This is a genomic window from Pseudoalteromonas sp. L1 (assembly GCF_021728095.1).
In the GTDB taxonomy this organism is placed as follows: Bacteria; Pseudomonadota; Gammaproteobacteria; order Enterobacterales; family Alteromonadaceae; genus Pseudoalteromonas.
This window is the reverse complement of sequence record NZ_JAKKCT010000004.1, coordinates 65254-87947: the sequence shown is the minus strand read 5'-3', so window position 1 is coordinate 87947 and position 22694 is coordinate 65254. Positions and strand designations below refer to the sequence as shown.

Annotated in this window: 20 protein-coding genes; 2 read left to right on the top strand and 18 right to left on the bottom strand. The window is 42.2% G+C overall.

What is annotated here, in order from left to right; translation table 11 throughout:
• Positions 1 to 21 precede the first annotated feature (21 nt).
• From L3V38_RS13300 to L3V38_RS13280, 5 genes are read right to left on the bottom strand one after another with little or no spacing between them, the layout of a single operon-like run.
• Entirely contained in the window at positions 22 to 1356 is a 1335-nt protein-coding gene (locus tag L3V38_RS13300; RefSeq protein WP_237119732.1) for an alanine racemase, read from the bottom strand.
• Entirely contained in the window at positions 1353 to 2822 is a 1470-nt protein-coding gene (locus tag L3V38_RS13295; protein ID WP_237119731.1) for a DUF3526 domain-containing protein, read from the bottom strand. Before L3V38_RS13295 ends, L3V38_RS13300 begins: the two co-directional genes overlap by 4 nt.
• Positions 2819 to 4219 (bottom strand): DUF3526 domain-containing protein, encoded by a 1401-nt coding sequence (locus L3V38_RS13290; protein ID WP_237119730.1) that lies wholly within the window; start codon positions 4217 to 4219, stop codon positions 2819 to 2821. Before L3V38_RS13290 ends, L3V38_RS13295 begins: the two co-directional genes overlap by 4 nt.
• The gene (locus tag L3V38_RS13285; protein WP_237119729.1) at positions 4219 to 4938 is read right to left on the bottom strand and encodes an ABC transporter ATP-binding protein; all 720 of its coding nucleotides are present in this window, start codon (positions 4936 to 4938) and stop codon (positions 4219 to 4221) included. Before L3V38_RS13285 ends, L3V38_RS13290 begins: the two co-directional genes overlap by 1 nt.
• A 9-nt stretch (positions 4939 to 4947) precedes the next feature.
• The gene (locus L3V38_RS13280; RefSeq protein WP_130151735.1) at positions 4948 to 7053 is read right to left on the bottom strand and encodes a TonB-dependent siderophore receptor; all 2106 of its coding nucleotides are present in this window, start codon (positions 7051 to 7053) and stop codon (positions 4948 to 4950) included.
• A 607-nt stretch (positions 7054 to 7660) separates the two neighbouring features.
• Here L3V38_RS13280 and L3V38_RS13275 point away from each other — a divergent pair.
• Positions 7661 to 8593 (top strand): porin, encoded by a 933-nt coding sequence (locus L3V38_RS13275; protein WP_237119728.1) that lies wholly within the window; start codon positions 7661 to 7663, stop codon positions 8591 to 8593.
• Between the two features lie 67 nt (positions 8594 to 8660).
• Here the strand turns inward: L3V38_RS13275 and recG are convergent, their stop codons facing one another.
• Genes recG through asnC form a run of 3 tightly spaced genes read right to left on the bottom strand, consistent with a single transcriptional unit; the run spans position 8661 to position 12010 of the window.
• Positions 8661 to 10742, bottom strand: a complete 2082-nt coding sequence (gene recG, locus L3V38_RS13270; protein WP_237119727.1) for an ATP-dependent DNA helicase RecG — start codon at positions 10740 to 10742, stop codon at positions 8661 to 8663.
• Positions 10743 to 10780: 38 nt separating this feature from the next.
• Complete coding sequence (trmH, locus tag L3V38_RS13265) at positions 10781 to 11497, bottom strand: tRNA (guanosine(18)-2'-O)-methyltransferase TrmH (RefSeq protein WP_237119726.1); 717 nt, start codon at positions 11495 to 11497, stop codon at positions 10781 to 10783.
• Between the two features lie 54 nt (positions 11498 to 11551).
• Positions 11552 to 12010 (bottom strand): transcriptional regulator AsnC, encoded by a 459-nt coding sequence (gene asnC / locus L3V38_RS13260; protein ID WP_062567385.1) that lies wholly within the window; start codon positions 12008 to 12010, stop codon positions 11552 to 11554.
• 188 nt (positions 12011 to 12198) lie between these two features.
• Between asnC and asnA the strand changes: the two genes are divergently transcribed.
• Positions 12199 to 13194, top strand: a complete 996-nt coding sequence (gene asnA / locus L3V38_RS13255; protein WP_130151739.1) for an aspartate--ammonia ligase — start codon at positions 12199 to 12201, stop codon at positions 13192 to 13194.
• 39 nt (positions 13195 to 13233) lie between these two features.
• Here the strand turns inward: asnA and L3V38_RS13250 are convergent, their stop codons facing one another.
• The 10 genes from L3V38_RS13250 to narH form a co-directional block, all read right to left on the bottom strand.
• Positions 13234 to 14838, bottom strand: a complete 1605-nt coding sequence (locus L3V38_RS13250; RefSeq protein WP_130151740.1) for a FapA family protein — start codon at positions 14836 to 14838, stop codon at positions 13234 to 13236.
• A gap of 180 nt (positions 14839 to 15018) precedes the next feature.
• Complete coding sequence (locus tag L3V38_RS13245; RefSeq protein ID WP_130151741.1) at positions 15019 to 15411, bottom strand: RidA family protein; 393 nt, start codon at positions 15409 to 15411, stop codon at positions 15019 to 15021.
• 11 nt (positions 15412 to 15422) lie between these two features.
• Complete coding sequence (gene spoT, locus L3V38_RS13240; protein WP_062567389.1) at positions 15423 to 17528, bottom strand: bifunctional GTP diphosphokinase/guanosine-3',5'-bis pyrophosphate 3'-pyrophosphohydrolase; 2106 nt, start codon at positions 17526 to 17528, stop codon at positions 15423 to 15425.
• A gap of 130 nt (positions 17529 to 17658) precedes the next feature.
• A complete protein-coding gene (gene rpoZ / locus L3V38_RS13235; RefSeq protein ID WP_054554225.1) occupies positions 17659 to 17934 on the bottom strand; it encodes a DNA-directed RNA polymerase subunit omega in 276 nt (91 codons plus the stop codon).
• 105 nt (positions 17935 to 18039) lie between these two features.
• Positions 18040 to 18660 carry a guanylate kinase gene (gene gmk / locus L3V38_RS13230; RefSeq protein WP_130151742.1) on the bottom strand — a complete coding sequence of 207 codons (621 nt, stop codon included), beginning with the start codon at positions 18658 to 18660 and terminating at the stop codon, positions 18040 to 18042.
• A 103-nt stretch (positions 18661 to 18763) separates the two neighbouring features.
• Entirely contained in the window at positions 18764 to 18904 is a 141-nt protein-coding gene (locus L3V38_RS13225) for a hypothetical protein (RefSeq protein WP_237119725.1), read from the bottom strand.
• Positions 18905 to 18920: 16 nt separating this feature from the next.
• On the bottom strand, positions 18921 to 19697 hold the full coding sequence (locus tag L3V38_RS13220) for a peptidylprolyl isomerase (protein ID WP_237119724.1): 777 nt from the start codon (positions 19695 to 19697) through the stop codon (positions 18921 to 18923).
• Positions 19698 to 19742: 45 nt separating this feature from the next.
• Positions 19743 to 20426, bottom strand: a complete 684-nt coding sequence (narI, locus tag L3V38_RS13215; RefSeq protein ID WP_237119723.1) for a respiratory nitrate reductase subunit gamma — start codon at positions 20424 to 20426, stop codon at positions 19743 to 19745.
• Positions 20427 to 20436: 10 nt separating this feature from the next.
• A complete protein-coding gene (narJ, locus tag L3V38_RS13210) occupies positions 20437 to 21150 on the bottom strand; it encodes a nitrate reductase molybdenum cofactor assembly chaperone (RefSeq protein ID WP_237119722.1) in 714 nt (237 codons plus the stop codon).
• A 3-nt stretch (positions 21151 to 21153) separates the two neighbouring features.
• Positions 21154 to 22689, bottom strand: a complete 1536-nt coding sequence (narH, locus tag L3V38_RS13205) for a nitrate reductase subunit beta (RefSeq protein WP_237119721.1) — start codon at positions 22687 to 22689, stop codon at positions 21154 to 21156.
• Between the last annotated feature and the right edge of the window lie 5 nt (positions 22690 to 22694).

Genomic DNA, 22694 nt, shown 5'->3' with positions numbered 1-22694 from the left:
ATGTTATTTCGTTGGGTATTTTTAGCTAAGTAGTTGCCAAGAAAGCATATTGCTCTCCCACGTTACGGCGATTTTTCGAGGTAATGGCATAGAGTGAAACTCGGATTCATTCGAGTCCATTTGATATCCTGCGGTGTTGAGATAAACCATAAGGTCATCGCGCTGTGGTAGTTGCGATAAGGGAATAAACCGCCAACTCAACATGTCACTATCTAGGCATGTTGCGCCGCCAAAGGCTACCCGATACTCTCCTAGTATGCCGTTTGAGTGTTGTGAGAGTAGTAATGGACTCGGTAAATATTCACTTTCAAACCATTGCTCTGACAATGATAAACTTGAGCCAGAAAGTGTCGCGATATAACAGTCGGATGTGCCAAGGTGGGGCTTAATCCCTTGTACTTTAAATAAGCTAATACCGGCTTGATCGAGCAGTGCGCGCCCAGGTTCAAGCATCAGTGTAAGGTCTTTTAGCTGTAATGCTTCTAATGCACTTTGTCCATGCTCGTTCTTCACCGCCAAAATAGCGAGCAAGGTATCCTCAAGTTTTTGCTTGGTATAATAGGGGTAAAACCCTGCAAAGGTTTTACCTGCAAAAAAGCATTCAAAGTCCAAGGCGTGTTGCCAGTGTTCGTCCTCTAAGTAGGAAATTGGGAGGCCGCCACCAATATTAATTTTTGATGGCGAGAGTCCCATTTGCTGGGCCTCATCTATTGCGCTGACTAAAGTATGAATGCTGTTGCCACGTGCATGTGGGCAATAACCACTTAGATGACAGCTAAATCCTTCTAAGCCCACCCATTCTTTGTATTCTCTGCATTGGGTTAATAATGACGAAAGCTGGCACAGTGAACTGCCAAATCGTGAGGTTTTAGTCGATTGTGTTTGCAAACGTAGCAGCACTCGAGCGGGGATTTTTCGCTGCTTGGCTATGGCAATGACACAGTCTAATTCAGCATATGAATCAATGGCGATAAGCGCTTGATGAACAAGTGCTAAGTTAATAAGTGTATCTGACTTATGTGGGCCAGATACGCCAATTTTTACACCTTTAATGCCCCCGCTTAAGGCAAGTTCAAACTCCTGTACACTCGCAACATCTACTCCAATATCGTATTCAGACGCAGCTTGGGTAAAGCACTGGGCTTTGTTAGCTTTTTTCGCGAAGTAAATCTCATGCTTGAGTCCCTGCTTAGTTAAAGCATCTTGCAGTGTTTCGATATTTTCAGAAAAGCGCTGTGGAAACACTAAGTGTAGCGGCGCGCCCAACGCCGCTATCCATTCAAATAGTTTAGCTTTACTTTCTATTAGTAAGCTTTGTGTTTGTGAATGAAGTTTTGCAGCGAGGGCGTTATTCATACTACTAACACCTCTTTGTTATTCGCACTGTCTAGTTTGTTAACGCGACGTTTTGCTATAAGGAGAAGGCCAACGGCTAGTAGCAGCAACCAGATTAATGGCGTGTAGCTGTTCACAGGTGTAGCAAATTCGCTGCTAAATTGAGGAATATCCGCAAGATTCGTGAGCGTTGGCTTTGCGCTACAACCATCACACGGTGCAAAATCTCCTCTTTGATTGGCTTTAGCAATCTCGTTGGCAAAGAAACGTTGTAGTGCTTGATGATGAGCTTCAACTTCGCTCATAAAAGCGTAGTGACGCGTTAAACCGTTTCCAGCTAAATCAACCAATAGTGTTTGGACAATGAGCGCAGGGGAAAGGTACTGTAGTTTTTGAGCGCTTTGTTGCTGTGCTTGCTGCGCGTTTAAAAAGCGTGCATCTTGAACTTCCATTGCGCGTTCAACAGAGTTTATTGTCGCAATTTTTTTTGTGGCGTAATCACTGGCGCCACTGCCATTTTTTGCAAGCTCTGGGTGGTCTTGAAAATACTGAGCTAAGGTTTTTTCACTCGCTTTTTGAGCGTCATCGCTGGCTGCTCGAAGACTATCTATATAGTGAATACGTGAAGGCGTTGGGTCGAGTAAAGCAATGCTTGTATTGACCAAAGCTGGAACAACAATCACCAAGGCGAGCCAACAGGTAACGAGAGTCGCAGCATTGTTTGCGGCACTTTTGGCCCGACTATTAACCCAAGCTGTTAAAGCAATCCAAAACCCAGAATAACACAGTACAATAAGGTTATAGCTAAGTAGTTCAGTAACACCCATCTGGTCTCTTATGATAACCAAAAGCAGGCTACTTATGAGTAAAAATGGCATTACAATCAACGCACTTCGTAGTAGTAATTGGTAGGTGAGTAGATGCGTGGCACTGCCACCTTGAAGCATTAGTAGCCTTAATTGCCCGTCTTGGCGCTCACTGGCCAAGGCATTAAAACAAATGCTAATAATGAGCAGTGGCAGTAAATAGATCACCACAAAGCTTAAGTCGAACTGCCCAAGTAACAGTGAAAGCGGGTGGACATAATCATATTGATGAACAATATGCTGCTTTTCTTTAATCAGCATTTTAAAGTAATACGGTAATACATCCGCTTGTCCCGTAGCGATAGGAGCCGTTGCGAGCGGAGTTTTAGTAGCGTAATTTTGCATCAAGTAAAAAGCTTGTCCGCGCAGGTCGTACGGGTCTTCCCACCATTTATGATTTTCGGTACTCGCGAGCCTTTCGGGTAATCCTGCTTTAGCATTTTGAATTGTTTGTTGCTGCATTTGTTGAGCAGCAAGTACTACGTCGCGTTGCTTATTGGCAAAATAATGGGCGTTAAAGAATGCCACGAGTGCAAGCACGCTGGTGGTAAGAAAAAGTGTGAGTACGAGTTTCTCTCGCCATAGGTTTTTAAGCTCAGTGGCTAATATTAGGCGCTTCATCTTTGTTCCTCTAAACGTAGCTTTTTAATTGCAAATAAACTAAGTAGCACCAGTACAATCAGCCAAAAGGCAAAGCTTATAAGGCTAATAACGTAGTGAGGCAGGTAGTGAGCAAAACGTGGATATTGGTATGAAAACTCAGGGATCTGCTGCCATAGCTCTTTTCCAGCGGTGTAATGTCCCTGGGCCTTATGACCATGATCTCTTTGATTAAAGTTAAGGACTTCTTGCATTAGGCGACGATGTTGCTCTGCTGCATTTTCAAAAGATTGCTGGTGGCTAAAATCAGTGGCTGCGGTCGCCATCGAAAGTGTTTGTACTGCGATAAAGGGGGTTAGCAATCCTGCCAACTGGTAGCTTTGTGACTGTGCTTCAAGCTGTTTTAAACGGGCTTCAAATAAGCGATCAAAGATTTTGTCGGCGTACTGTTCACCAAATTGGAGTTGTGCTCCGGCATAATCGAAGGGTAAGTCTGCTACTTGGCTGACGCCATACTGGGCGAGTGTTTGCTGCTTAAATTTTTCAATCGCATCGAGGCGTGCATCGGTATAAACCTCGCTTTCAAGTTTTGCTTGAAACGCTTGACCAGACCCTTGTGGATGCAAGGTAGTTGCAATATTCATTGCAAGTTTTGGCAGTAATAATGTTGCGAATGCCCAAATAGTAAGTAATGTAATTAATGCGCGTCGTGCCGTAGGAAGTAGGCTTGAGAGTGTCGTAGTGATTAATGCCCAAAGCAATAGGTAAATTAAATAAGAGAGTAAAAATAGAGCACTTCTTAGCGTATAAGGTGCCTCGTTCGCAGTTTGGCTATAAAGTAAAAAAAGTGCAACGGGTAGCAAGAACAGGCATGAAAGTGTGAAAAGCACAGCACATTTAGCAAAAAACAACTTTGCTGGGCTTGCACCTGCTGCAAGTAGTTGTTTTAAAGTGCCTTGCTCGCGTTCCCGTGCAAGTAATGGGTAGCCAATTAAAATGAGCAATAAGGGTAATAACACTTGCAACACGAAGGCGGGTGATAAGCTCCCAAAGCGCGACAACGGCACGTTATCTTGTGCGCTTCTAAATAAGCTATCGTTACGAATGTGCGCCTCTAACCTCAATACATTTCCTTGATAGGCTTGTAATCCATCATCGAGTGCTGCCAGCGGCGTGGTGGGCTTAACGACATAAATGCCGTAATGAGCTGCAGAGTGGGGGCCTTTCTCACCTTGGTTCAGCCAGCGTAATTGCTCTGATTGAGATACCTCGTTTACGGCTTGCTGATAGCTTTGATGGCTTTTAAAACCAGTCACACAGGCCAGTAATAATAACAAAATAGCAATGCCACTTAGCCAGAGTGCTTGACCTTGCCGCTTAGTATCGAGCCATTCTTTTTTAAAAGTACTTTGTAACATTAGGCGCCCACCTTGATATGCTTAAGGTATACAGATTCAAGTTGGACTTCTTTTAATTGTTCGAAAAGTAACGTGTCGACTAGTTGCCCTTGATTAATAATTGCAACACGATGCGCATCCTCTTGAGCACGGTATAAGTCGTGGGTTGCCATTAATATTGCGACCCCTTGTTTCGCTAGCGATTGTATGAGTTGGCTAAACTCATGGCTAGCTGATGGATCAAGGCCTGAAGTTGGTTCATCTAAAATCAATGCTTTAGCTTGTTTTGCAAGCGCTATAGCAATTCCTACTTTTTGTCTCATCCCTTTTGAATAGGTTGCAACGGGTTTATCTACAGCATGGCTTGGTAGTTTTACTTCAGCGAGTAGGGCACGAAATTCGTCATCGCTTTTGTCGATACTTGCCACTTTGCTGAAATAGGCGAGATTCTCAAGTCCAGTTAGACGAGGATAGAGAGCCACTTGCTCGGGAATATACGCTAAATGCTGCCTCGCTGTTACAACATCGAGTTGTGGGTTTACCCCTGCAATGGTGATTTCTCCTGCATCAGGTTGTAAAAAACCTAATAGGCAATTAATGGTGGTTGTTTTTCCTGCGCCGTTAGGACCAAGCAGCGCTAAAATCTCTCCTTGATGTACGGCCAAGCTTAAACCTTGAAGGGCTTGATATTCGCCAAAGCGCTTTTGTAAGTTATTAATTTGAATAATGGGTGTGGTCATGATTTATCCTTAAAAGCTGACGCTTAATGATGCAATAAGTGTCCGGCCGCGACCTGGCGCGACGCCCCAATCTATGCCTTTAGCACCGCCAGACAGCCAGTACTCTTTATCAAATAGGTTTTCGGCCTTAATTCGCAGTGTGGTGTTAAAATCACTAAAGTGATATTTGGCACCTAAATCAAAGCGTGTATAAGACGGAAGGTTCAAATTGTTATTAACATTTTGCTCCCGTTCACCCACATGAAACATGCCTGCATTTACACTTAGGTTTTCTAAGAAAGGGAGTTGATAATCTAAAAATAAATTTGCTTGGAATTTAGGAACATTTGCAGGACGGTTACCATTGAGTGCAGGTTCACCATCAAGCTCATCCAAACTAGGGTCCATAAATGTTATCGAAGCAACAGTTGATAGGCCCTCAATAAACGAGCCGCTGGCATTAAGTTCGATGCCTTTATGAGATTGGGTCCCGTCTTGTACAAAGTAATTGGTGATGTGGTTATGGTATTCCAGCATTTTTTCAATTTCGAATACTGCAACGGAATAGTTCATTGAGTCAGTTTGATATTTTATACCGGCTTCTATTTGTTCACTTTCTTGTGGCCCTAACGATTCGCCTTCGTTAATTGCTCCACTGCCAATTACTGCTACGCCACCTTCTCCAGCACCTTCAGAGTAACTGGCATAAAAAGCGAGTTGATCGTTCGGGTTATAATTTAAGCCAATAATAGGTGTGTTGAAGGTGCGATCATCTAATGTTGATTTAGCTTGGTTTGGTGCGGTTTGATCTTTTTTATATTGAATATGACGCAGCCCTAGAGTCGCATAAAATACATCATTAAAATGCAGGGTATCGGTAATGAAAAATGAACTTTCGGTTGTGTCGGTTGTTGTTGGGTCGGGGTATTCTGGGAAGACAGGTTTACTTACATGTATAGGGTCAAATATGTTACCAACAGGATTGTCTAACTCAAACCAGCGACCATCTTTAGATTGGTAGTCACGAATACTTACGCCAACAACGAGTTCATGTTCAATACCTGCAGTAACAAGTTGCCCTGTAAAGAAGCTGTGTGCAGAAACCGTATCATAGGTTTCATCTGGCGTTACTTGAATACTTGCTGATAGAACATTTCCTTCTAAATCAACTGAATATATATCAGGAAAAATAGTGAACCGGTCATTCCCAGAAAGTGCGACTTGGTTAACCCACTGCCAGTTATCATTGAGCCAAAAATCCACTCGCGCCGCTATATTGAAGGACTCGGTTTTATATTTTGCCCAAGGTTGGCCAAGTAGTACTTCACTGGTATCTACATAAGGTGGGAGCACGGAACGGCTATCATCATTTGGGTCACGCGCTAAGCCAATAAGAGGTTGTGATACAGTACTTTTGTCTTGATAGTCGCCATCTAAGCGAATAAAAATACGGTCAGACAGTTGCCAGTCTAGAGCTGCGCTGAAAAAGTACCTTTCTAGGTCGTCACCACCAGTAAAGTCGCCATTTTTTTCTGCTGCGGCGTTGATACGATAACCAAAAGTTTGCTCACTATCTAAAGGACCACCAAAATCTACATGAATATAACGGCCCGCACGACTACGAAATTCTGTCGTGATATCTAAAAAGGAGTCCATTGTGGGGCGCTTCGTTACATAGTTAATCGTGCCGCCGGGGTTGTTAAAACCTGAGACTAAGCTTGATGGACCTTTAATAATATCGATTCGTTGAATGTTCTCCAGTGGAACATCCTGATAAGGAGCAAGAGCAAGGCCATCTCGTCTTAGACCGTTTGTCCAATCGAGTTGAAAGCCCCTCAGGCTGACAAAATCAAATACTGTGCCGATAGCCGTATTTTGTACAGATGCATCATTGGCAAGCACTTCGCTCAACGTTTTTACTCTTTGATTTGTTATTAACTCTTCAGAAAAAGATTGAATAGAAATAGGTAAAAATTGAGGATCTTTAATTCCTAGTGCCGAGGCATTTACATCTCGGGTACTATAAAGTGGTGTACGCGTACCTTGAACTTCAAGTTTTTCAATAGATTGAGTTGCAAATGATTGCATTGAAAATAAACCAGTAAGAACACTTACTGTTAGAACAGACCTTTTCATTTTTTTCCAACCAGAATTTAAGTAGTGTAAGTAATTATTGTTTTGTTAAATGTTATAACGTAGCTAATAAAGCATGTTTAAATTTTAATTGGAAGTGATAATAGTTATCATTTTATTGTGTTTGTTTTTTTGTTTTGGGAATGGGGATAATAAAAAATGAGCGCTTATTGTGGCCCGTGGAGATCACCTTTACTAGCAAGTATTAAGTGAACAAAAGCATATTATTAGCAAGTTTATGCGTTGTTATATTATTACGTTTTTAGATATGAAGTTATTGTAAATGACTGTAAATGAATTTGTGATTGATATAGCAAAGCAATTGTCTTTGTTTAAATTACTTGTATTGCTTCTAACATGAACTGGGCTTGTGTTTAAAAGTTGTGATGGAGTAAAGTTTTTAAAAAAGTCCAACACATGCCACAGGCTCTCCCATTTTATAACCAACTGATGTTGTTAAAATATATTTTAATTACAAAAATAATTACCTTTTATGAATATAAATTGACGTTTTTATTTCAGCTGTCATCTTTCTGTCATTTTTCGCTGGCACACTGCGCTCAATCAAACACGAGTATGTGTTTTTTGTTGCGATTATTGAGGAAACGACATGAAATTTGCAAAGTCTAGCTTATTCCTAGCTTTATTTGGTGGTTTATCTTTTTCTGCATTAGCTGATGTAGATTTATATGGTAAAGCCAACGTGACTGTTCAATCATCAGATGATGGCGAAGGGTCTTTTACTGAAATTAAAAGCAATAACTCACGTTTTGGCTTAAAAGGTTCTGAGAAGCTAACAGAAGGCTTAGAAGCTGTATACAAATTTGAGTTTGGTGTTGATGTCTCTGATGCTGATTCGAAAGGCGATAGCGATGACAACATTACTGCACGTAACCAATATGTAGGTGTTAAAGGTGGCTTTGGTCAAGTTGTAATTGGTCGTAATGACACTGCAATGAAGCAATCTCAAGGTAAAATTGATTTATTTAATGACCTTGAAGGTGATATTAAAAACGTATTCAAAGGTGAGAATCGTTTAGGTGATTCTATCTCTTATGCATCAAATGATTTTAGCGGCTTCAAAGTATTAGCGACTTACATCGCGGAAGATGATGTAGATGCTGATGATGGATACTCAGTAGCACTGACGTATGGTGACGCTAAACTTAAAGAAAGCAAAATATACGCTTCTGTTGCAGCAGACAGTGAAGTGAAAGGCTACGATATTGTTCGTGCGACAGTGCAAGGCAAAGTTGGCGACTTCAAACTAGGCGCAATGTACCAAACACAAGAAAAAGTAGATGGCAGTGCAGAGGCAGACGGTTATTTAGTGAATGCGGCTTATCAAATGAATAGCAATACATTTAAAGTTCAATATCAAGTAATTGACTTTGATGAAGGCGACAAGAAAACAGCTATTTCAGCAGGTGTTGATCACAAGCTAAGCAAAAACACTAAAGTATTTGGTTTCTACTCAACATTTGATACTGACAACCAAGTTGATCAAGACTACTTAGGTGTTGGTATTGAGTACAAGTTTTAATCCTCTAAAGGAATAACTCCCTTACTTGTTAGCCCAGCATCTGCTGGGCTTTTTTGTATTATCTGTATTACGCTAAGGCGTAGTCGGACTTGCCAGCAAGCCAACGTTGAATAAGCTTTTCACTTTGTGTGGGGAATTGCTCAAGCATTTTAAATGCGATTGGGCGTACTTGTGTTAAGGTTTGTTTATCACGGCTCAAGTCAGCGATTTTAAAATCAGCTAAGCCTGTTTGTTTTGTGCCAAGTACTTCACCTGGACCGCGAATTTCGAGGTCTCTTTCGGCGATAACAAAGCCGTCATTGCTTTCACGTAGCACTCCTAAACGTTTTTGAGCAGTTGCAGAGAGCGGAGCATGATAAAGTAATACACAGTGTGATGCAGTTGCACCACGACCAACACGGCCACGTAATTGGTGTAACTGAGCAAGCCCTAATCGTTCTGGATTTTCAATTATAATCAGGCTCGCATTGGGCACATCAACCCCCACTTCAATCACTGTCGTTGCAACTAATACGTGAATATTTCCCGCTTTAAACTCGCTCATAATGGCTTGTTTTTCAGCGGCTTTCATACGGCCATGTACTAAGCCTACCTGCAATTCAGGAAGTGCATTCTTTAATTGTTCGGCGCTGTCTTCTGCTGCTTGGCATTGCAGTACTTCCGATTCATCGATTAAGGTGCAAACCCAATATACCTGACGGCCCTGCTCTTGGCAGGCTGTTTTGACCCGTTGAATAATTTCATCACGGCGAGTATCGGGGATCGCGACTGTCGTAATAGGCGTTCGGCCAGGGGGAAGTTCGTCTATGATAGAAGTTTCTAAGTCTGCATAAGCTGTCATCGCTAAAGTGCGGGGAATAGGTGTTGCGGTCATAACGAGTTGATGTGGGTAGCAATCACCAAAACGCCCTTTTTCACGCAGCGATAAGCGCTGATGCACACCAAAGCGGTGTTGCTCATCAATAATAATTAAAACAAGGTTATTAAACTCAACCTGATCTTGAAATAGCGCATGCGTACCCACAATCATTTGTGCTTCGCCAGAGGCTATTTTTTCGAGTGTGACGGTGCGCTCTTTACCTTTGCTTTTACCTCCAAGCCATGCGACTTCAATACCGAGTTCTTTAAACCATTGGCTAAAATTGATGCCATGTTGTTCTGACAAAATTTCGGTAGGTGCCATAAGTGCCACTTGGTAACCTTCACTAATCGCTGTTAAAGCGCTCAATGCTGCGACTAACGTTTTACCTGAACCAACATCTCCTTGCACTAACCTCATCATTGGGAAGGGATGTTGTAAGTCTCCTTTGATTTCTGCAACCACCCGACTCTGCGCATTAGTTGGGCTAAAAGGGAGTTGTGTTAAAAACTGTTGTTCTAGTTGATTATGCGGTGTTAAAGCGACCGCTTTGACACTTTGACCTTTTTGACGAAGTTTTAATAAGCTGATGTTTTGTGCCAGTAACTCTTCAAATACAAGCCGTTGCTGTGCAGGGTGAAAGCCTTGCTCCAGTGCCGTTAAATCAACATCATTTTGTGGGCGGTGCAGAGTTAAAAGTGCATCACTTAAACGCATGCCAGTTGGTTGAAATCGTTCTGGCAATAATTCTTCTACAGGGTATTTTGCAAGTAAGTTGAGCGCTTGATCACTTAAAGCACGAATAGACAGCTGCTTCAGCCCTTCTGTGACAGGATAAACCGGTGTCAGGGTTGTGTTTGTTGGTTGCTCTGACGGAGTGTCTGACAAACTATATTCAGGGTGAGTCATTTCAAAGCCAACCCGCCCACGGCGTATTTCGCCAAAGCAGCGTATGATTTTACCTGTACTCAGTGCATTTTTTTGTGCCGCATTAAAGTTAAAAAAACGCAGCGTTAAGCGACCCGTGCCATCATTCACTTGGCATACCAACATACGGCGCTTGCCAAATGTGATTTGGCTTGTTTCGACAGTGGCTTCAATGCTGACATGACTGTGGGGTTGTAAGTCACATATGGCATGTATACGAGTGCGGTCTTCGTAGCGATGAGGCAAATGAAACAGCATATCTTGCACTGTGTTTATTCCCAGCTTAGCAAGACGCTCGGCCATTTTAGGGCCAACGCCTTTTAATTCAGTAATGGGATAGTGTGCTAAGCTAGGGTGACTCAAAGGTGACTCAAATTATTAATTAGTAGACTTTTTTCAGTTTACTTGCACTCGTCAGTGGCTTCAAGCGTTTGCGTGTGCTTTAACGTGTGCCAAAAGATGTCATCAGCAACGATTTCGCCATTTTCATCAAGGGCAGGGTAGGGAAGCGCTTTTTCGCGGCATTGCTCAGCAATAATGGGATGGCAACCTTCAAACAAAATACGGTGCTTCACTTTTTCATCGAGCATATTACGGTTATACAAGCCAGCTTCTTCGCGTTGGCGTTGTGCTTCAAACAAAATAAGTGCCGCTGCGACAGAAACATTCAGCGATTGCACCATACCCTGCATAGGGATGATGATGTTCTTATCTGCATGTTCAAGCGCACGAGGTGAAATGCCATCACGTTCTTGCCCAACAATCACAGCGGTTGGTTTGGTGTAATCTATTTCACGAAAATCAACGGCATCATCAGTTAAATTGGTTGCCAAAATTTGCACATCGGGGTTGTGGGCTCTCATCATAGCAACAGCATCATCAATATTGCGGTGTAAGTGAGTTTCGAGCCAATTCTTACTCCCACCGGAGGTATTATTGGTGAGCCACTTTTGGTTATCAGGCCACACAGCATGTACGTGATGACAGCCAGTGGCGTCTGCTGTGCGGGCAATGGCCGACAAATTATGATGCTTGTGTACTTCTTCTAAGCAAACGGTTAGGTCTGTTTGACGGCGATCTAACACGCGCTTCACACGCTCAAAGCGAGTTGTATCCATAGTTATGTGCTCGTTGGCAGATTCTAATTGGTGCTGATTATACGCAGTATAGTGCTAAGGCACTACCGCTCTACTAATTGGATTTTGTAAGGAGATCAGTGTCTCGGTGGATTGAATAGCCTCGATTGCTTGAATCTTATTAATTAACACATCTTGTAGATGATCAATAGAGCGTGCCATCACTTTGATAAATATACTGTAGTTGCCTGTGGTGTAGTAGGCTTCAACCACTTCTTCTAACTCTTTTAAATGTAATAAAGTTTGCGGGTAATCGCGGGCATTATTCAAGTTAATACCTATAAAACAGCATACATCGTAACCGAGTTGCTTTGCATTAATGCTTACCTGGGTGCCCGTAATGATGCCAGCTTGTTTCATCTTTTCGACTCTGACATGAATAGTGCCAGCACTTACAGCAAAGCGTTTAGCTAATTCTGCATACGCTGTGCGCGCATTTTCCATTAAAGCATTAAGGATGTTTTTATCGAGATTGTCGATTTGATAATTTTCCATCGTATTTCTTAGTGTTAATTGTTGAATCAATAAATTTTATAGCATTATTTTTATGAAAATTTCAATGTTAAGTTCTTTTTATTAACGGTTATTGAAAATAACCTTTATTTAGTTGAGGATTGTTTTAACGAAGAGATTTCAGTTCTCTATTAAGCAAGTAACAATAACTGGGAATGAGGCCAATTATTATGAGTTCACACTACCTAAAGCAACAGCAGCAAATAAGCAAAGTAAAACAGTTCTTTTCAAGCCAACTAGAACAACAATTAGGGCTTGTTGAAGTGCAAGCGCCAATTTTGGCTAAAGTCGGTGATGGTATACAAGATAACTTAAGCGGTACTGAAAATGCTGTGTCGGTAGCGGTGAAAACGATTCCTAGCAGTCAATTTGAAGTGGTGCACTCACTTGCGAAGTGGAAAAGAAAAACACTTGCAGATCATGGCTTCTCTGTAGGTGAAGGCCTTTATACGCATATGAAAGCACTTCGTCCTGATGAAGAATCATTAAGCCCAATTCATTCAGTGTATGTAGATCAGTGGGATTGGGAGAAAGTTATCTGTGAGAGCACTGAGCGCACTTTAGATAAGCTCAAAGAAACCGTCACATCAATTTATCAAGCAATAAAATCAACAGAGCGCTTTGTTGCCAGTGAGTTTGGTTTAACGCCGTTCTTACCAGAGCAAATTACTTTTGTGCACAGTGAACAATTACGACAAATGTATCCCGATTTCACCGCAAAACAGCGTGAAAAGGCCGTCGCTCAAGAATATGGTGCAGTCTTTCTAATTGGTATCGGTGGCGCACTTGCCGATGGGAAAATTCATGATGTGCGTGCCCCTGATTATGACGACTGGTCTACTAAAACCTGTAGTAAATTTGCCGGTTTAAATGGCGACATTCTAGTTTGGAACCCAGTGCTTGAAGATGCATTTGAAATATCATCAATGGGTATTCGTGTAAGCCCTGATGCACTTGCCACACAGTTGGCAATTACAGGTGACCAAGCACGCCTTGAGTTTGATTGGCATAAAGCATTGTTAGCGAAAAAATTTCCACAAACAATTGGTGGTGGGATTGGTCAGTCACGTTTAGCGATGCTGTTGTTACAAAAACAGCATATTGGTCAGGTGCAAGTGGGTGTATGGCCAGAGCAATTGAAGCAGCAGGTTGACGGTATTCTTTAAGTTAACGCTTTTAGTTAAAAAGAGGCTTTAAACCTCTTTTTAACTTGTTTTGAACTCAACTTCGATTTTATTTTCTTCCAGCTTCACTTTACAAGGCGGGTATTGGCGGTTAGTTCGTAATACTTTGTCAAAAATATGAATTTCGACTCCTGAGTGAAGCGCTTTATTCACGACCAATTCGGCATCTTCGAGTAAGTCATGCAGATGATGTTCTAAGCTTGATAGCTTTTTCTCTAATTGTTCGGCTTGTTGACAATAATGGTTTTGTGTCGCGCCTATTTTTGCGAGTAGCAGCTTTTTCTTTTCAGCATCTTTGACTTGATCTGCTTTTTCAATGGCTTCTTGCAATGTATCAAGCTGAGAGTCTGTTTGTGCGAGGTCTTTTAAACATTGGTCGGTTTCTGCTGTCACATCGGCGCCTGATGCGGCAAGGTTTACAACCATTTTAGCCCCTGATTCGTTGCCGATTTCGCCTGCTATAATGATTTGCGCGTCGAGAATTTCTCCGCCAAATAACTTACCTTGCGGGTTATCTTCTTGGCCAACTTGCAACAGCTTTTTGGCTTTCATAATACAGTGGCTCGATTGACGCTCTATAATAATATTATTAGCTTCTAAGTAACTATATTGGCCGTGTGATAGGTGAATATCACCTTGGCTAATAATATTACATGATAGCGTTTTATCATCGAGCTGATGACCAATCACACCTTGCTTAATAGTTATATCGCCAATAGCAGATAGATGACCAGATTCAACTGTTCCCATCACTGTAATATCACCTTTGGCATTTATACGCATACCAGGCTCGACATTGTGAGTGACAATAACACTTCCTTCAAAATCAACATGGCCACTTTTAACGTTAACGTCAGCAATAGTGAAAATATCATCGACACGCATGCCGTTAGCAATATCCACTGGCACGCCTGAAATTGCCGAAACTAATTCTAGTGGATTATTTTTTGAAATCTCTGTGCCTTCGCCTGCAACAAGTGCGCTGCTTTCACCTGCTTTTGCGGGTAGCACATCGCCAGTGACGGTAAATCCCTCTTTACCTGGGGTCGCGGGAATTTGTTTTACCAATAATACACCCGGTTCAACACTGGCTAATTTACCAAAGTCGCGCATATCAACGGTGCCATCTTCGCGCAGTGTTGGCTTTTTCAATCGGTCTTTTAATGTTTCAACTTGTGGTACTAGCTTAGATGGCTGCCCATCAACAGGTAAACGGCCTTTTGCTACGACACCTTTTACCTTTTCTCCCGCGGGAAGCTCAAGTTGTTGTTGCAATAGCTTTTCTAAGTAGGCTTGTTTATAACCACGTGCGACACCTGCTTTGATTAGCTCTTTTTTGGCGTTTTCTAGGCTCATGATTGTGCCACCTTCGGCAAGGGTTAACTCGCCTGTAGCCAGCATTTTGTCATCACTGAGTGTTATTTCGAGGCTTGCATCATGCTTTGAAGCAACAACAAGCGTACGCTCTTTCATATCGGTTTTGAAAAAGTTGTTGATGGCATCATGATCCACTCTGCATTCACAGAAAGATGACTTCTCTAGTGCCTCAATGATAAAGGCAGCACTAGGTGGTGAGTGTTCATGAACATCCAATAAGATGTTTCCGTTATGAGCCAGCTTAAACACGTGGAGATCCTTTTATACTACGATAGCTAAAGGTATATATTTCTGATTAAAACTAGAATTATTAACACAGATTGCTAGAGAATTGCTTTTGAGTCAAGAGTTTCGGCTGAGAGATATGGGGATTTTTATAATAAAGTGCCAGCTATAAAAATAGCTGGCACGACAGATCAAAAGTGGCGATTAGTTTGTAGAAGGTAGCTCCATAATGCCATCAATCTCGACTTGTACACCTTTTGGTAATGCACGAACACCAATTGCTGCACGTGCTGGGTAAGGTTGTTTGAAGTATTGGCTCATCACGTCGTTAACAATCGCGAAATTAGATAGGTCAGTTAAGAAGATATTAACCTTAACCATGTCTTGAATTTGGCCGCCGGCAGCTTGACATACAGCCGTTAAATTTTTAAATACTTGATGAGTTTGCTCAGTAAAGTCTTCTGAAATCACTTCCATTGTTTCTGGTACAAGTGGAATTTGGCCTGATAAATAAACGGCCGTGCCTACTTTAACAGCTTGGCTGTAAGTGCCAATTGCAGCAGGTGCATTATCAGTAGAAATAAAAGATTTGTTCATGATTATCCTTGTTACTTTTTACGATAGACTCGCTGTACATCAGGCATCACACGAATGCGACGCATGATATTGGCAACGTGAACACGATTTTTCACTGTAATGCCTAAGTCTATCATGTATAAATTACTTTCTTTTTCGTCGGTTGCTATCTCGACAATGTTTGCTTGGGTTGAAGCCACAACATTGGTAAGTTTAGCGAGTGCACCCTGATGATTAATTATCTCAATCCGAAGGGCTGCAATGTATTCTTTTTCTGGGTTGTCATCCCATTTCACAACCAAGTATTTAGAGCGTTCTTTCTCCCAACCGCGAATGTTTTTACATTCTTGGCGGTGAACGGTAAGGCCCTTACCTTGACTGATATGAGCAGTGATAGCATCTCCTGGTACAGGGCGACAGCATTTAGAGTAGTTAACTAACATGCCTTCGGTACCGATGATGGTTGCTTTGGCTTTTTTCGCGATATCGTTTAAGTCGTCGGTTTCTTCTTGTACTAGACGTTTTGCGATAAGTACACTCATTAGATTGCCAGAACCAATTTCAACAAGTAACTCTAGAACAGTATTTAGCTCATGCTCTGTTAGGACGCGTTGAATGTTCTCGTCTGGAATATCATCCAGTTTATGTTCGCCAAGGGCTGAATCCAGTAATCGACGGCCAAGTAACATTGCTTCTTCGTGTTGCTGGCTCTTCAGGTAATTACGAATACCAAGGCGCGCTTTTCCAGTGACGACAAAGTTTAGCCATGTCGCATTAGGATGTGCGCCTGAGCTGGTTATCACTTCCACGGTTTGACCCGTATCAAGCGCTTTGCTCAGTGGGTGAGGCTTACGGTTTACGCGAGCTCCAACACAGGTATTACCAACATCAGTATGAACCGCATAGGCAAAGTCGACAGCCGTTGCGCCCATAGGCAGCTCTACAATTCGGCCATCAGGGGTAAATACATAAATTTCTTCAGGGAATAGCTCTGTTTTAACGTTTTCAACAAACTCAAAAGACGAGCCTGCACTTTGCTGAAGCTCCAGTAAGCTTTGCATCCATTGGCGTGCACGTTGCTGTGCGGTATGGCCTGCGCTATCACCGGCTTTTTTATACATCCAATGAGCGGCAACCCCTTTGTCGGCCATATGATCCATGTCGTGGGTACGAATTTGAATCTCAACAGGAATACCGTGTGGGCCAACTAATGAAGTATGAAGTGATTGATAACCATTGGTTTTTGGCACCGCAATGTAATCTTTAAAGCGGGTTTCGATTGGCTTGTAAAGGTTATGAGCAACACCTAACACGCGATAACAGGTATCCATGCTATCTACGTTAATGCGAAACGCATAAATATCCATCACTTCATTAAACGACAGCTCTTTATTAAGCATTTTTTTGTAAATGCTGTAGAGGTGTTTTTCGCGACCTGAAATAGTGGCGTCGATACCTGCTTCTTCTAAGCGTGCTTCAATTTCACTTTTAATGTTACTGATGACTTCTTTTCGATTACCGCGAGCTTTTACCACTTCAGATTTTAAAGCACGATGACGCATTGGGTAGAGTGCCTGAAAGCCTAAATCTTCCAGTTCATTTTTAATATCATGAATACCTAAACGGTTAGCGATTGGCGCATAAATTTCGAGTGTTTCGCGGGCAATACGACGGCGTTTGTCGGGACGAAGTGCGCCTAAAGTGCGCATATTATGTGTTCGGTCAGCAAGCTTGATCAAGATAACACGAATATCTTGAGTCATGGCCATAATCATTTTGCGATAATTTTCAGCTTGGAATTCTTTTTTATCTTTAAAGCTGAGCTTATCGAGCTTACTTACCCCTTCTACTAGTTCGGCGACAGTATCACCAAATATTTCGGCTAAATCTTGTTGACTAAAATCGGTATCTTCAATCACATCATGCATCAGGGCTGCCATGAGTGTTTCGTGATCTAAATGCATACCAGCAAGAATTTGTGTCACTTCGACGGGGTGGGTAATGTAGGGCTCGCCGCTTGAGCGAGTTTGCCCTTCGTGGGCTTCACGAGCTACCACGTAGGCTTTTTGTACCAGCTCTATATCAGCAGGCGACAAATATTCGGAAATTTTCTTTTTTAGACCTTCAAAAAGATACAAAGTCACACTCCAATGCGCTAATGAAGTAAATCGGTAACGGTATGAATAGAATATACGATGAAAAGAAGGGCTTGCCAACGGCTAGTGCAGAAATACTAGCCGTATAGCGAAATCAAAGCGGGGAGCTTGATTATTGGTTACCACCAACGATAGCAGCAACAGCAGCCATTTCAGCGGCTTCTTGGTGTTGTTGTTCTTCACGGTCAATTAAGTCCATTGAAGAGCTGTCAACTAACCCTTTTTCAATTTCACGTAAAGCAATGACTGTCGGTTTGTCATTTTCAGCATCAACAAGTGGATCTTTACCACCTACTGCGATTTGGCGGGCACGACGAGCCGCAACTAAAATTAAGTCAAAACGATTACCAATTGCATCTACTGCATCTTCAACAGTTACGCGAGCCATCTTAGCACTCCAAATAAATTTTTAAGCAAAGGCGTAGTTTACTGTACCAAGTTACATTCGCCAATAGCTTGTGGTTAATTTTTATCTTTATTACCTAAAATTGTATTATTTAAGTAAGGCGTTCAATAATTCTTGATGGCGAATAGTTTGGCTTTTGAGTGACAAACGTTTTGCCATTACAATTGTTTCGATTTCAGCAAGCGCAGTATCAAAGTCATCATTCACAACCACATAATCATATTCATTATAGTGTGATGTTTCAGATTGTGCCTTTGCCATTCTGCCAGCGATTACCTCAGCAGAGTCTTGACCACGGTTATTTAAACGTGATTCAAGCTCTTCTTTAGACGGCGGAAGAATGAAGATGGTTTCAACATCATCCACTAATTTACGGATTTGCTGAGCACCTTGCCAATCGATATCTAAAAATACATCAATGCCAGCGTCGAGCTGAGTTTCAATCGCTTTTTTAGAGGTGCCGTAATAATTATCGAAAACTTGCGCCCATTCAAAGAAATCATTCTTGTCAATCAGTGCTTTAAACTCCTCAACCGACACAAAATGATAATGCACACCGTTTTCTTCGCCAGGGCGAGGTGAACGCGTTGTGTGTGAAACCGATACCTTCATATCGCTGTGTTTGTTTAGTAATGCACTAATTAAGCTTGATTTACCTGCACCTGAAGGGGCCGATAAGATAAATAAATTTCCGCGAGTTTGCGCCATGATCTGTCTCTATTGAAAATAAATAGGCTCGGACTATCGCTAATCCAAGCCTTTAATTTATCTATTGTACTTTATTTCGCTAAAAGTGCTCAAGTTTCAGGAATTACTCGTCTTCATTTTCAGGGACTGCCTGCTCCTCACCTTTGTGCTTTGTGGTATCAGACGTAGCTTGCTCACTCGGGGTGTTGGTTTGTTCCGTTGGTTTAGTCGTGTCTTGCCCACCACAGGCTCCGCAACAACTCATATGTTTCTCCTTTATTTTATTGTACAAGCGGACTGCTGCTGACATTAAAGTCGAAGCCTTCAATATCGGCGTCAGCAATTAATAGTTGGATATATTGCGCTATGGCTTTGCGCTCTACTTTTTTATTCAGGTAGTCCTCAATACGTGACTTCACGGCTTCAAAAGGCAGCTGTAGCCCAGGCTCTTTATGGTCAACATAAACAAGGTGATAACCAAAGCGGGTTTCAATAGGGTGAGCAATTAAGCCAACCTCAGCACTGAATACTTGGCGTTCAAACTCACTGACGGTTTGTCCTTTTGTTATTTGACCAAGTTGGCCACCTAATTGAGCTGAATCACATTTTGAATATTGCTGTGCAAGCTCACTAAAAGAAGCGCCTTCAGAGAGTGCACTTAGTAGGCTTTCAGCTTGATTAAGCGCATTGCTGCGCGCCTTTTCATCACTACTTGGTGCTGCAAGTAAAATATGTTTTGCTGCAATCAGTGGGGGAGTGGTGAATTTTGTTTTATTTTGTTGATAATAATGTTCGCACTCAGTCGCACTGGCACGGGGTAATTGCACTTCTGCTGCGATGAGTTTTTCGAGCAATTTATTTTGGCGTTGCTCGTCGGTGTCTGAAGCGTGCGTATCTAGATTGATATTTAGCGCTTGTGCGCGTTGTTGTAACAATTCGCCAATGATCAAACTCTGTGCCGCCTCTACCATTGCAGCACGATGATCGTCGGCTGGGTGATACTGCATTTCATTAAGAATTTGTGTTTCGCTAATAGTATGTTGATTAACGTTAATCATATCGACCTCGCGGGGGATGCCCTGTCGAAACAGGGCATGATCTGGTTAAGATTTGCTACGAACCACTTGGTAGTTACGGCTTAAGTATTGTACTGGTACGCTGGCAATATGAACTAAGCGACTAAATGGGAATACCACAAATAATGTCATGCCGAGTGCAACATGCAGTTTATAAATCCAATGAACTTGTGTAATTGCTGTAGTGGCTTCGGTTAAATCAAAGGTCACAATGTTTTGTGCCCAGCTCATTAGTAGCAGCATTTCTGCACCGTCTAAATGGTTTGCTGAGACAAAAATTGATAATAAACCTAAAATTAATTGCACGTATAACAGCAGTAAAATTGCAATATCCATATTGCTGCTTGTGGCTCTAATACGCGGTTCAAATAGACGGCGTTTGATTAAAATGGTTAGGCCGTAAAAACAAATCAAACCAAACACACCGCCGAGTGTCATGGCAATGAGTTGCTTGTGACCTGCTTCAATACCAAACACATGCCAGATTTCTGCTGGTGTGAGTAAGCCTACAAAGTGGCCGAGCAATACCATAATGATACCAATATGAAATGCGCGGCTGCCTTGTTTGAGCTTTTTACTTTCAAGTAGTTGGCTTGAGCCTGTTTTCCATGTGTACTGTTCTCGGTCGTAACGTATTACCGAGCCAATAACAAACACGGCTAAGGCGATGTAGGGATAAATCCCAAAGAAAAAGGTGTTTAAATAACTCATGATGAACTCCTTAACTGGCTTCTTGATTAAAGTCAGTCCAGCTAACTGGAACATATTGATCTTTGCGCTGAGATTCGTCAGGGCGATTGACTGAGCTTGGGCAGTTGGTTGCATCTTGTGCACCAAAAGTTATGGCTTCTTCTTCCCACTCTTTATCAATGGCTTGTTTCGTATCGTCGCGTTTTTCACCGTTGATTTGCTTGCGTAATGCATCGAGATCTAAGTCACTCTGGGCAAGCTCTAACAGGCTTGAAAAGAGTAATGAGTAGTCACTTTCTCGTTTTTCAAGACGGCATAGTAGCAGGCCAAAAATATGGTCTACTTCGACCAGCCAAGACTGAGCATTTGCTTCGCCTTGGGTTGCTAAGAACTCTAAAAACAGGGGGATGTAGTCAGGTAGTTCATTTTGACTTAACTCTAAACCAGCCTGTTTGTATTGCTCTACTAAGTCGACCATGGCTTGACCACGGTCACGGCTTTCGCCGTGAACATGTTCAAAAAGCCACAGACCAAGCGCGCGCCCACGTTCAAACAATCCGTCATACTCAGCTTGCCAGTCGAGTATGTCTTTTTCACATTGTGAAGTGATAAAAGCACAGACAGCACGTTGATTTTGTTCTGTTAGTGAACTTTGTTTAAGGGTACTGATTAGCTCATCTTTCGCTTGTATAAGCTCAGGAGTTGGATAATCAAGTAAATGAGAAAATACACTTAAAACTTGCATAACTTACTCCTTGATCTCAACAGGGATGATCTGTTTCACAGTGGCTTTTTTCGCGCCAAATAAGTTCACCCCATTGTTACCATCGCTACAGCCATTACCAAAGCTAAAACCACAGCCATTTTTCATATCATAGGCATTCTCAGCATATGACTTATGACTGGTTGGTATCACAAAGCGGTCTTCGTAATTGGCAATCGCCATATAACGATACATTTGCTCAACTTGGTCAGCGCTTAGTCCAACTTGCTGAAGTACCTCGAGATCTTCAACACCATCGACTTGTTGCGAGCGTTTGAAAGCGCGCATTGCAATCATACGTTCAAGTGCTCGAACAACCGGTTTCTCATCACCTGCAGTTAGCAAGTTGGCGAGGTAGCGCATCGGGATACGTAATGATTTCAAGTCAGGAATAACGCCATTCATACCAACATGACCGGCCTCTGTTGCTGATTGAATCGGTGACAATGGTGGGATATACCAAACCATTGGCAAGGTTCTGTATTCAGGGTGCAGAGGCAGCGCTACTTTCCAGTCCATTGCCATTTTATAGACAGGGGATTGACGTGCTGACTCTAACCAATTTTCAGGGATCCCTTCTTTGCGTGCTGCTTCAATGACCTCTGGATCGTTCGGATCTAAGAACATACTGAGCTGTGCAGGGTATAGGTCTTGCTCATTCGCTACACTGGCAACTTCTTCTATGCGGTCTGCATCGTAGAGTAGGACGCCTAAGTAACGAATTCGACCTACACAGGTTTCAGCACACACTGTCGGTTGCCCCGCTTCGATTCGAGGGAAACAGAAAATACATTTTTCTGATTTACCCGATTTCCAGTTGTAGTAAATTTTCTTATACGGACAACCTGATACACACATCCGCCAGCCACGGCATTTGTCTTGGTCAATTAACACAATGCCATCTTCTTCGCGTTTATAAATTGCACCAGAAGGGCAGCTAGCAACACAGGCAGGATTGATGCAGTGCTCACACAGTCGTGGCAAATACATCATGAAGGTTTTTTCAAACTGCCCATAAATGTCTTTTTGTACCACGTCATCAAAGTTTTTATCTTTTTTACGCTCTGAGAACTCAGTACCGAGAATTTCTTCCCAGTTAGGTCCCCAATTGATTTTCTCCATACGCTGACCCGTAATTAACGAGCGAGGACGAGCAACCGGTTGGTGCTTGCTATCAGGTGCGTTATGCAGGTGTTGATAATCAAAATCAAACGGTTCGTAGTAATCATCAATTTCGGGCAAATCTGGATTAGCAAAAATATTGGCTAATAAACGACGCTTATTACCCTGTTTGGGCTCTAATACGCCTTTGCTATTGCGTTTCCAGCCACCATTCCATTTGCTTTGATTTTCCCACTCTTTTGGATAACCAATACCTGGTTTAGTCTCTACGTTGTTAAACCAAGCGTATTCAACTCCTTCTCGGCTAGTCCATACATTCTTACAAGTGATTGAACAGGTATGGCAACCGATGCATTTATCTAAATTTAGGACCATGCCAATTTGTGCACGTACTTTCATAATTT

Excerpts from the sequence above, each read along its gene's own strand:
- asnC (WP_062567385.1), bottom strand. The coding sequence starts at position 12,010 with ATGGAAAATTATCAAATCGACAATCTCGATAAAAACATCCTTAATGCT.
- L3V38_RS13300 (WP_237119732.1), bottom strand. The coding sequence starts at position 1,356 with ATGAATAACGCCCTCGCTGCAAAACTTCATTCACAAACACAAAGCTTA.
- gmk (WP_130151742.1), bottom strand. The coding sequence starts at position 18,660 with ATGGCGCAAACTCGCGGAAATTTATTTATCTTATCGGCCCCTTCAGGT.
- L3V38_RS13275 (WP_237119728.1), top strand. The coding sequence starts at position 7,661 with ATGAAATTTGCAAAGTCTAGCTTATTCCTAGCTTTATTTGGTGGTTTA.
- L3V38_RS13220 (WP_237119724.1), bottom strand. The coding sequence starts at position 19,697 with ATGATTAACGTTAATCAACATACTATTAGCGAAACACAAATTCTTAAT.
- L3V38_RS13225 (WP_237119725.1), bottom strand. The coding sequence starts at position 18,904 with ATGAGTTGTTGCGGAGCCTGTGGTGGGCAAGACACGACTAAACCAACG.
- trmH (WP_237119726.1), bottom strand. The coding sequence starts at position 11,497 with ATGGATACAACTCGCTTTGAGCGTGTGAAGCGCGTGTTAGATCGCCGT.
- narI (WP_237119723.1), bottom strand. The coding sequence starts at position 20,426 with ATGAGTTATTTAAACACCTTTTTCTTTGGGATTTATCCCTACATCGCC.
- narH (WP_237119721.1), bottom strand. The coding sequence starts at position 22,689 with ATGAAAGTACGTGCACAAATTGGCATGGTCCTAAATTTAGATAAATGC.
- L3V38_RS13285 (WP_237119729.1), bottom strand. The coding sequence starts at position 4,938 with ATGACCACACCCATTATTCAAATTAATAACTTACAAAAGCGCTTTGGC.
- L3V38_RS13280 (WP_130151735.1), bottom strand. The coding sequence starts at position 7,053 with ATGAAAAGGTCTGTTCTAACAGTAAGTGTTCTTACTGGTTTATTTTCA.
- narJ (WP_237119722.1), bottom strand. The coding sequence starts at position 21,150 with ATGCAAGTTTTAAGTGTATTTTCTCATTTACTTGATTATCCAACTCCT.
- L3V38_RS13245 (WP_130151741.1), bottom strand. The coding sequence starts at position 15,411 with ATGAACAAATCTTTTATTTCTACTGATAATGCACCTGCTGCAATTGGC.
- asnA (WP_130151739.1), top strand. The coding sequence starts at position 12,199 with ATGAGTTCACACTACCTAAAGCAACAGCAGCAAATAAGCAAAGTAAAA.
- L3V38_RS13290 (WP_237119730.1), bottom strand. The coding sequence starts at position 4,219 with ATGTTACAAAGTACTTTTAAAAAAGAATGGCTCGATACTAAGCGGCAA.
- L3V38_RS13295 (WP_237119731.1), bottom strand. The coding sequence starts at position 2,822 with ATGAAGCGCCTAATATTAGCCACTGAGCTTAAAAACCTATGGCGAGAG.
- rpoZ (WP_054554225.1), bottom strand. The coding sequence starts at position 17,934 with ATGGCTCGCGTAACTGTTGAAGATGCAGTAGATGCAATTGGTAATCGT.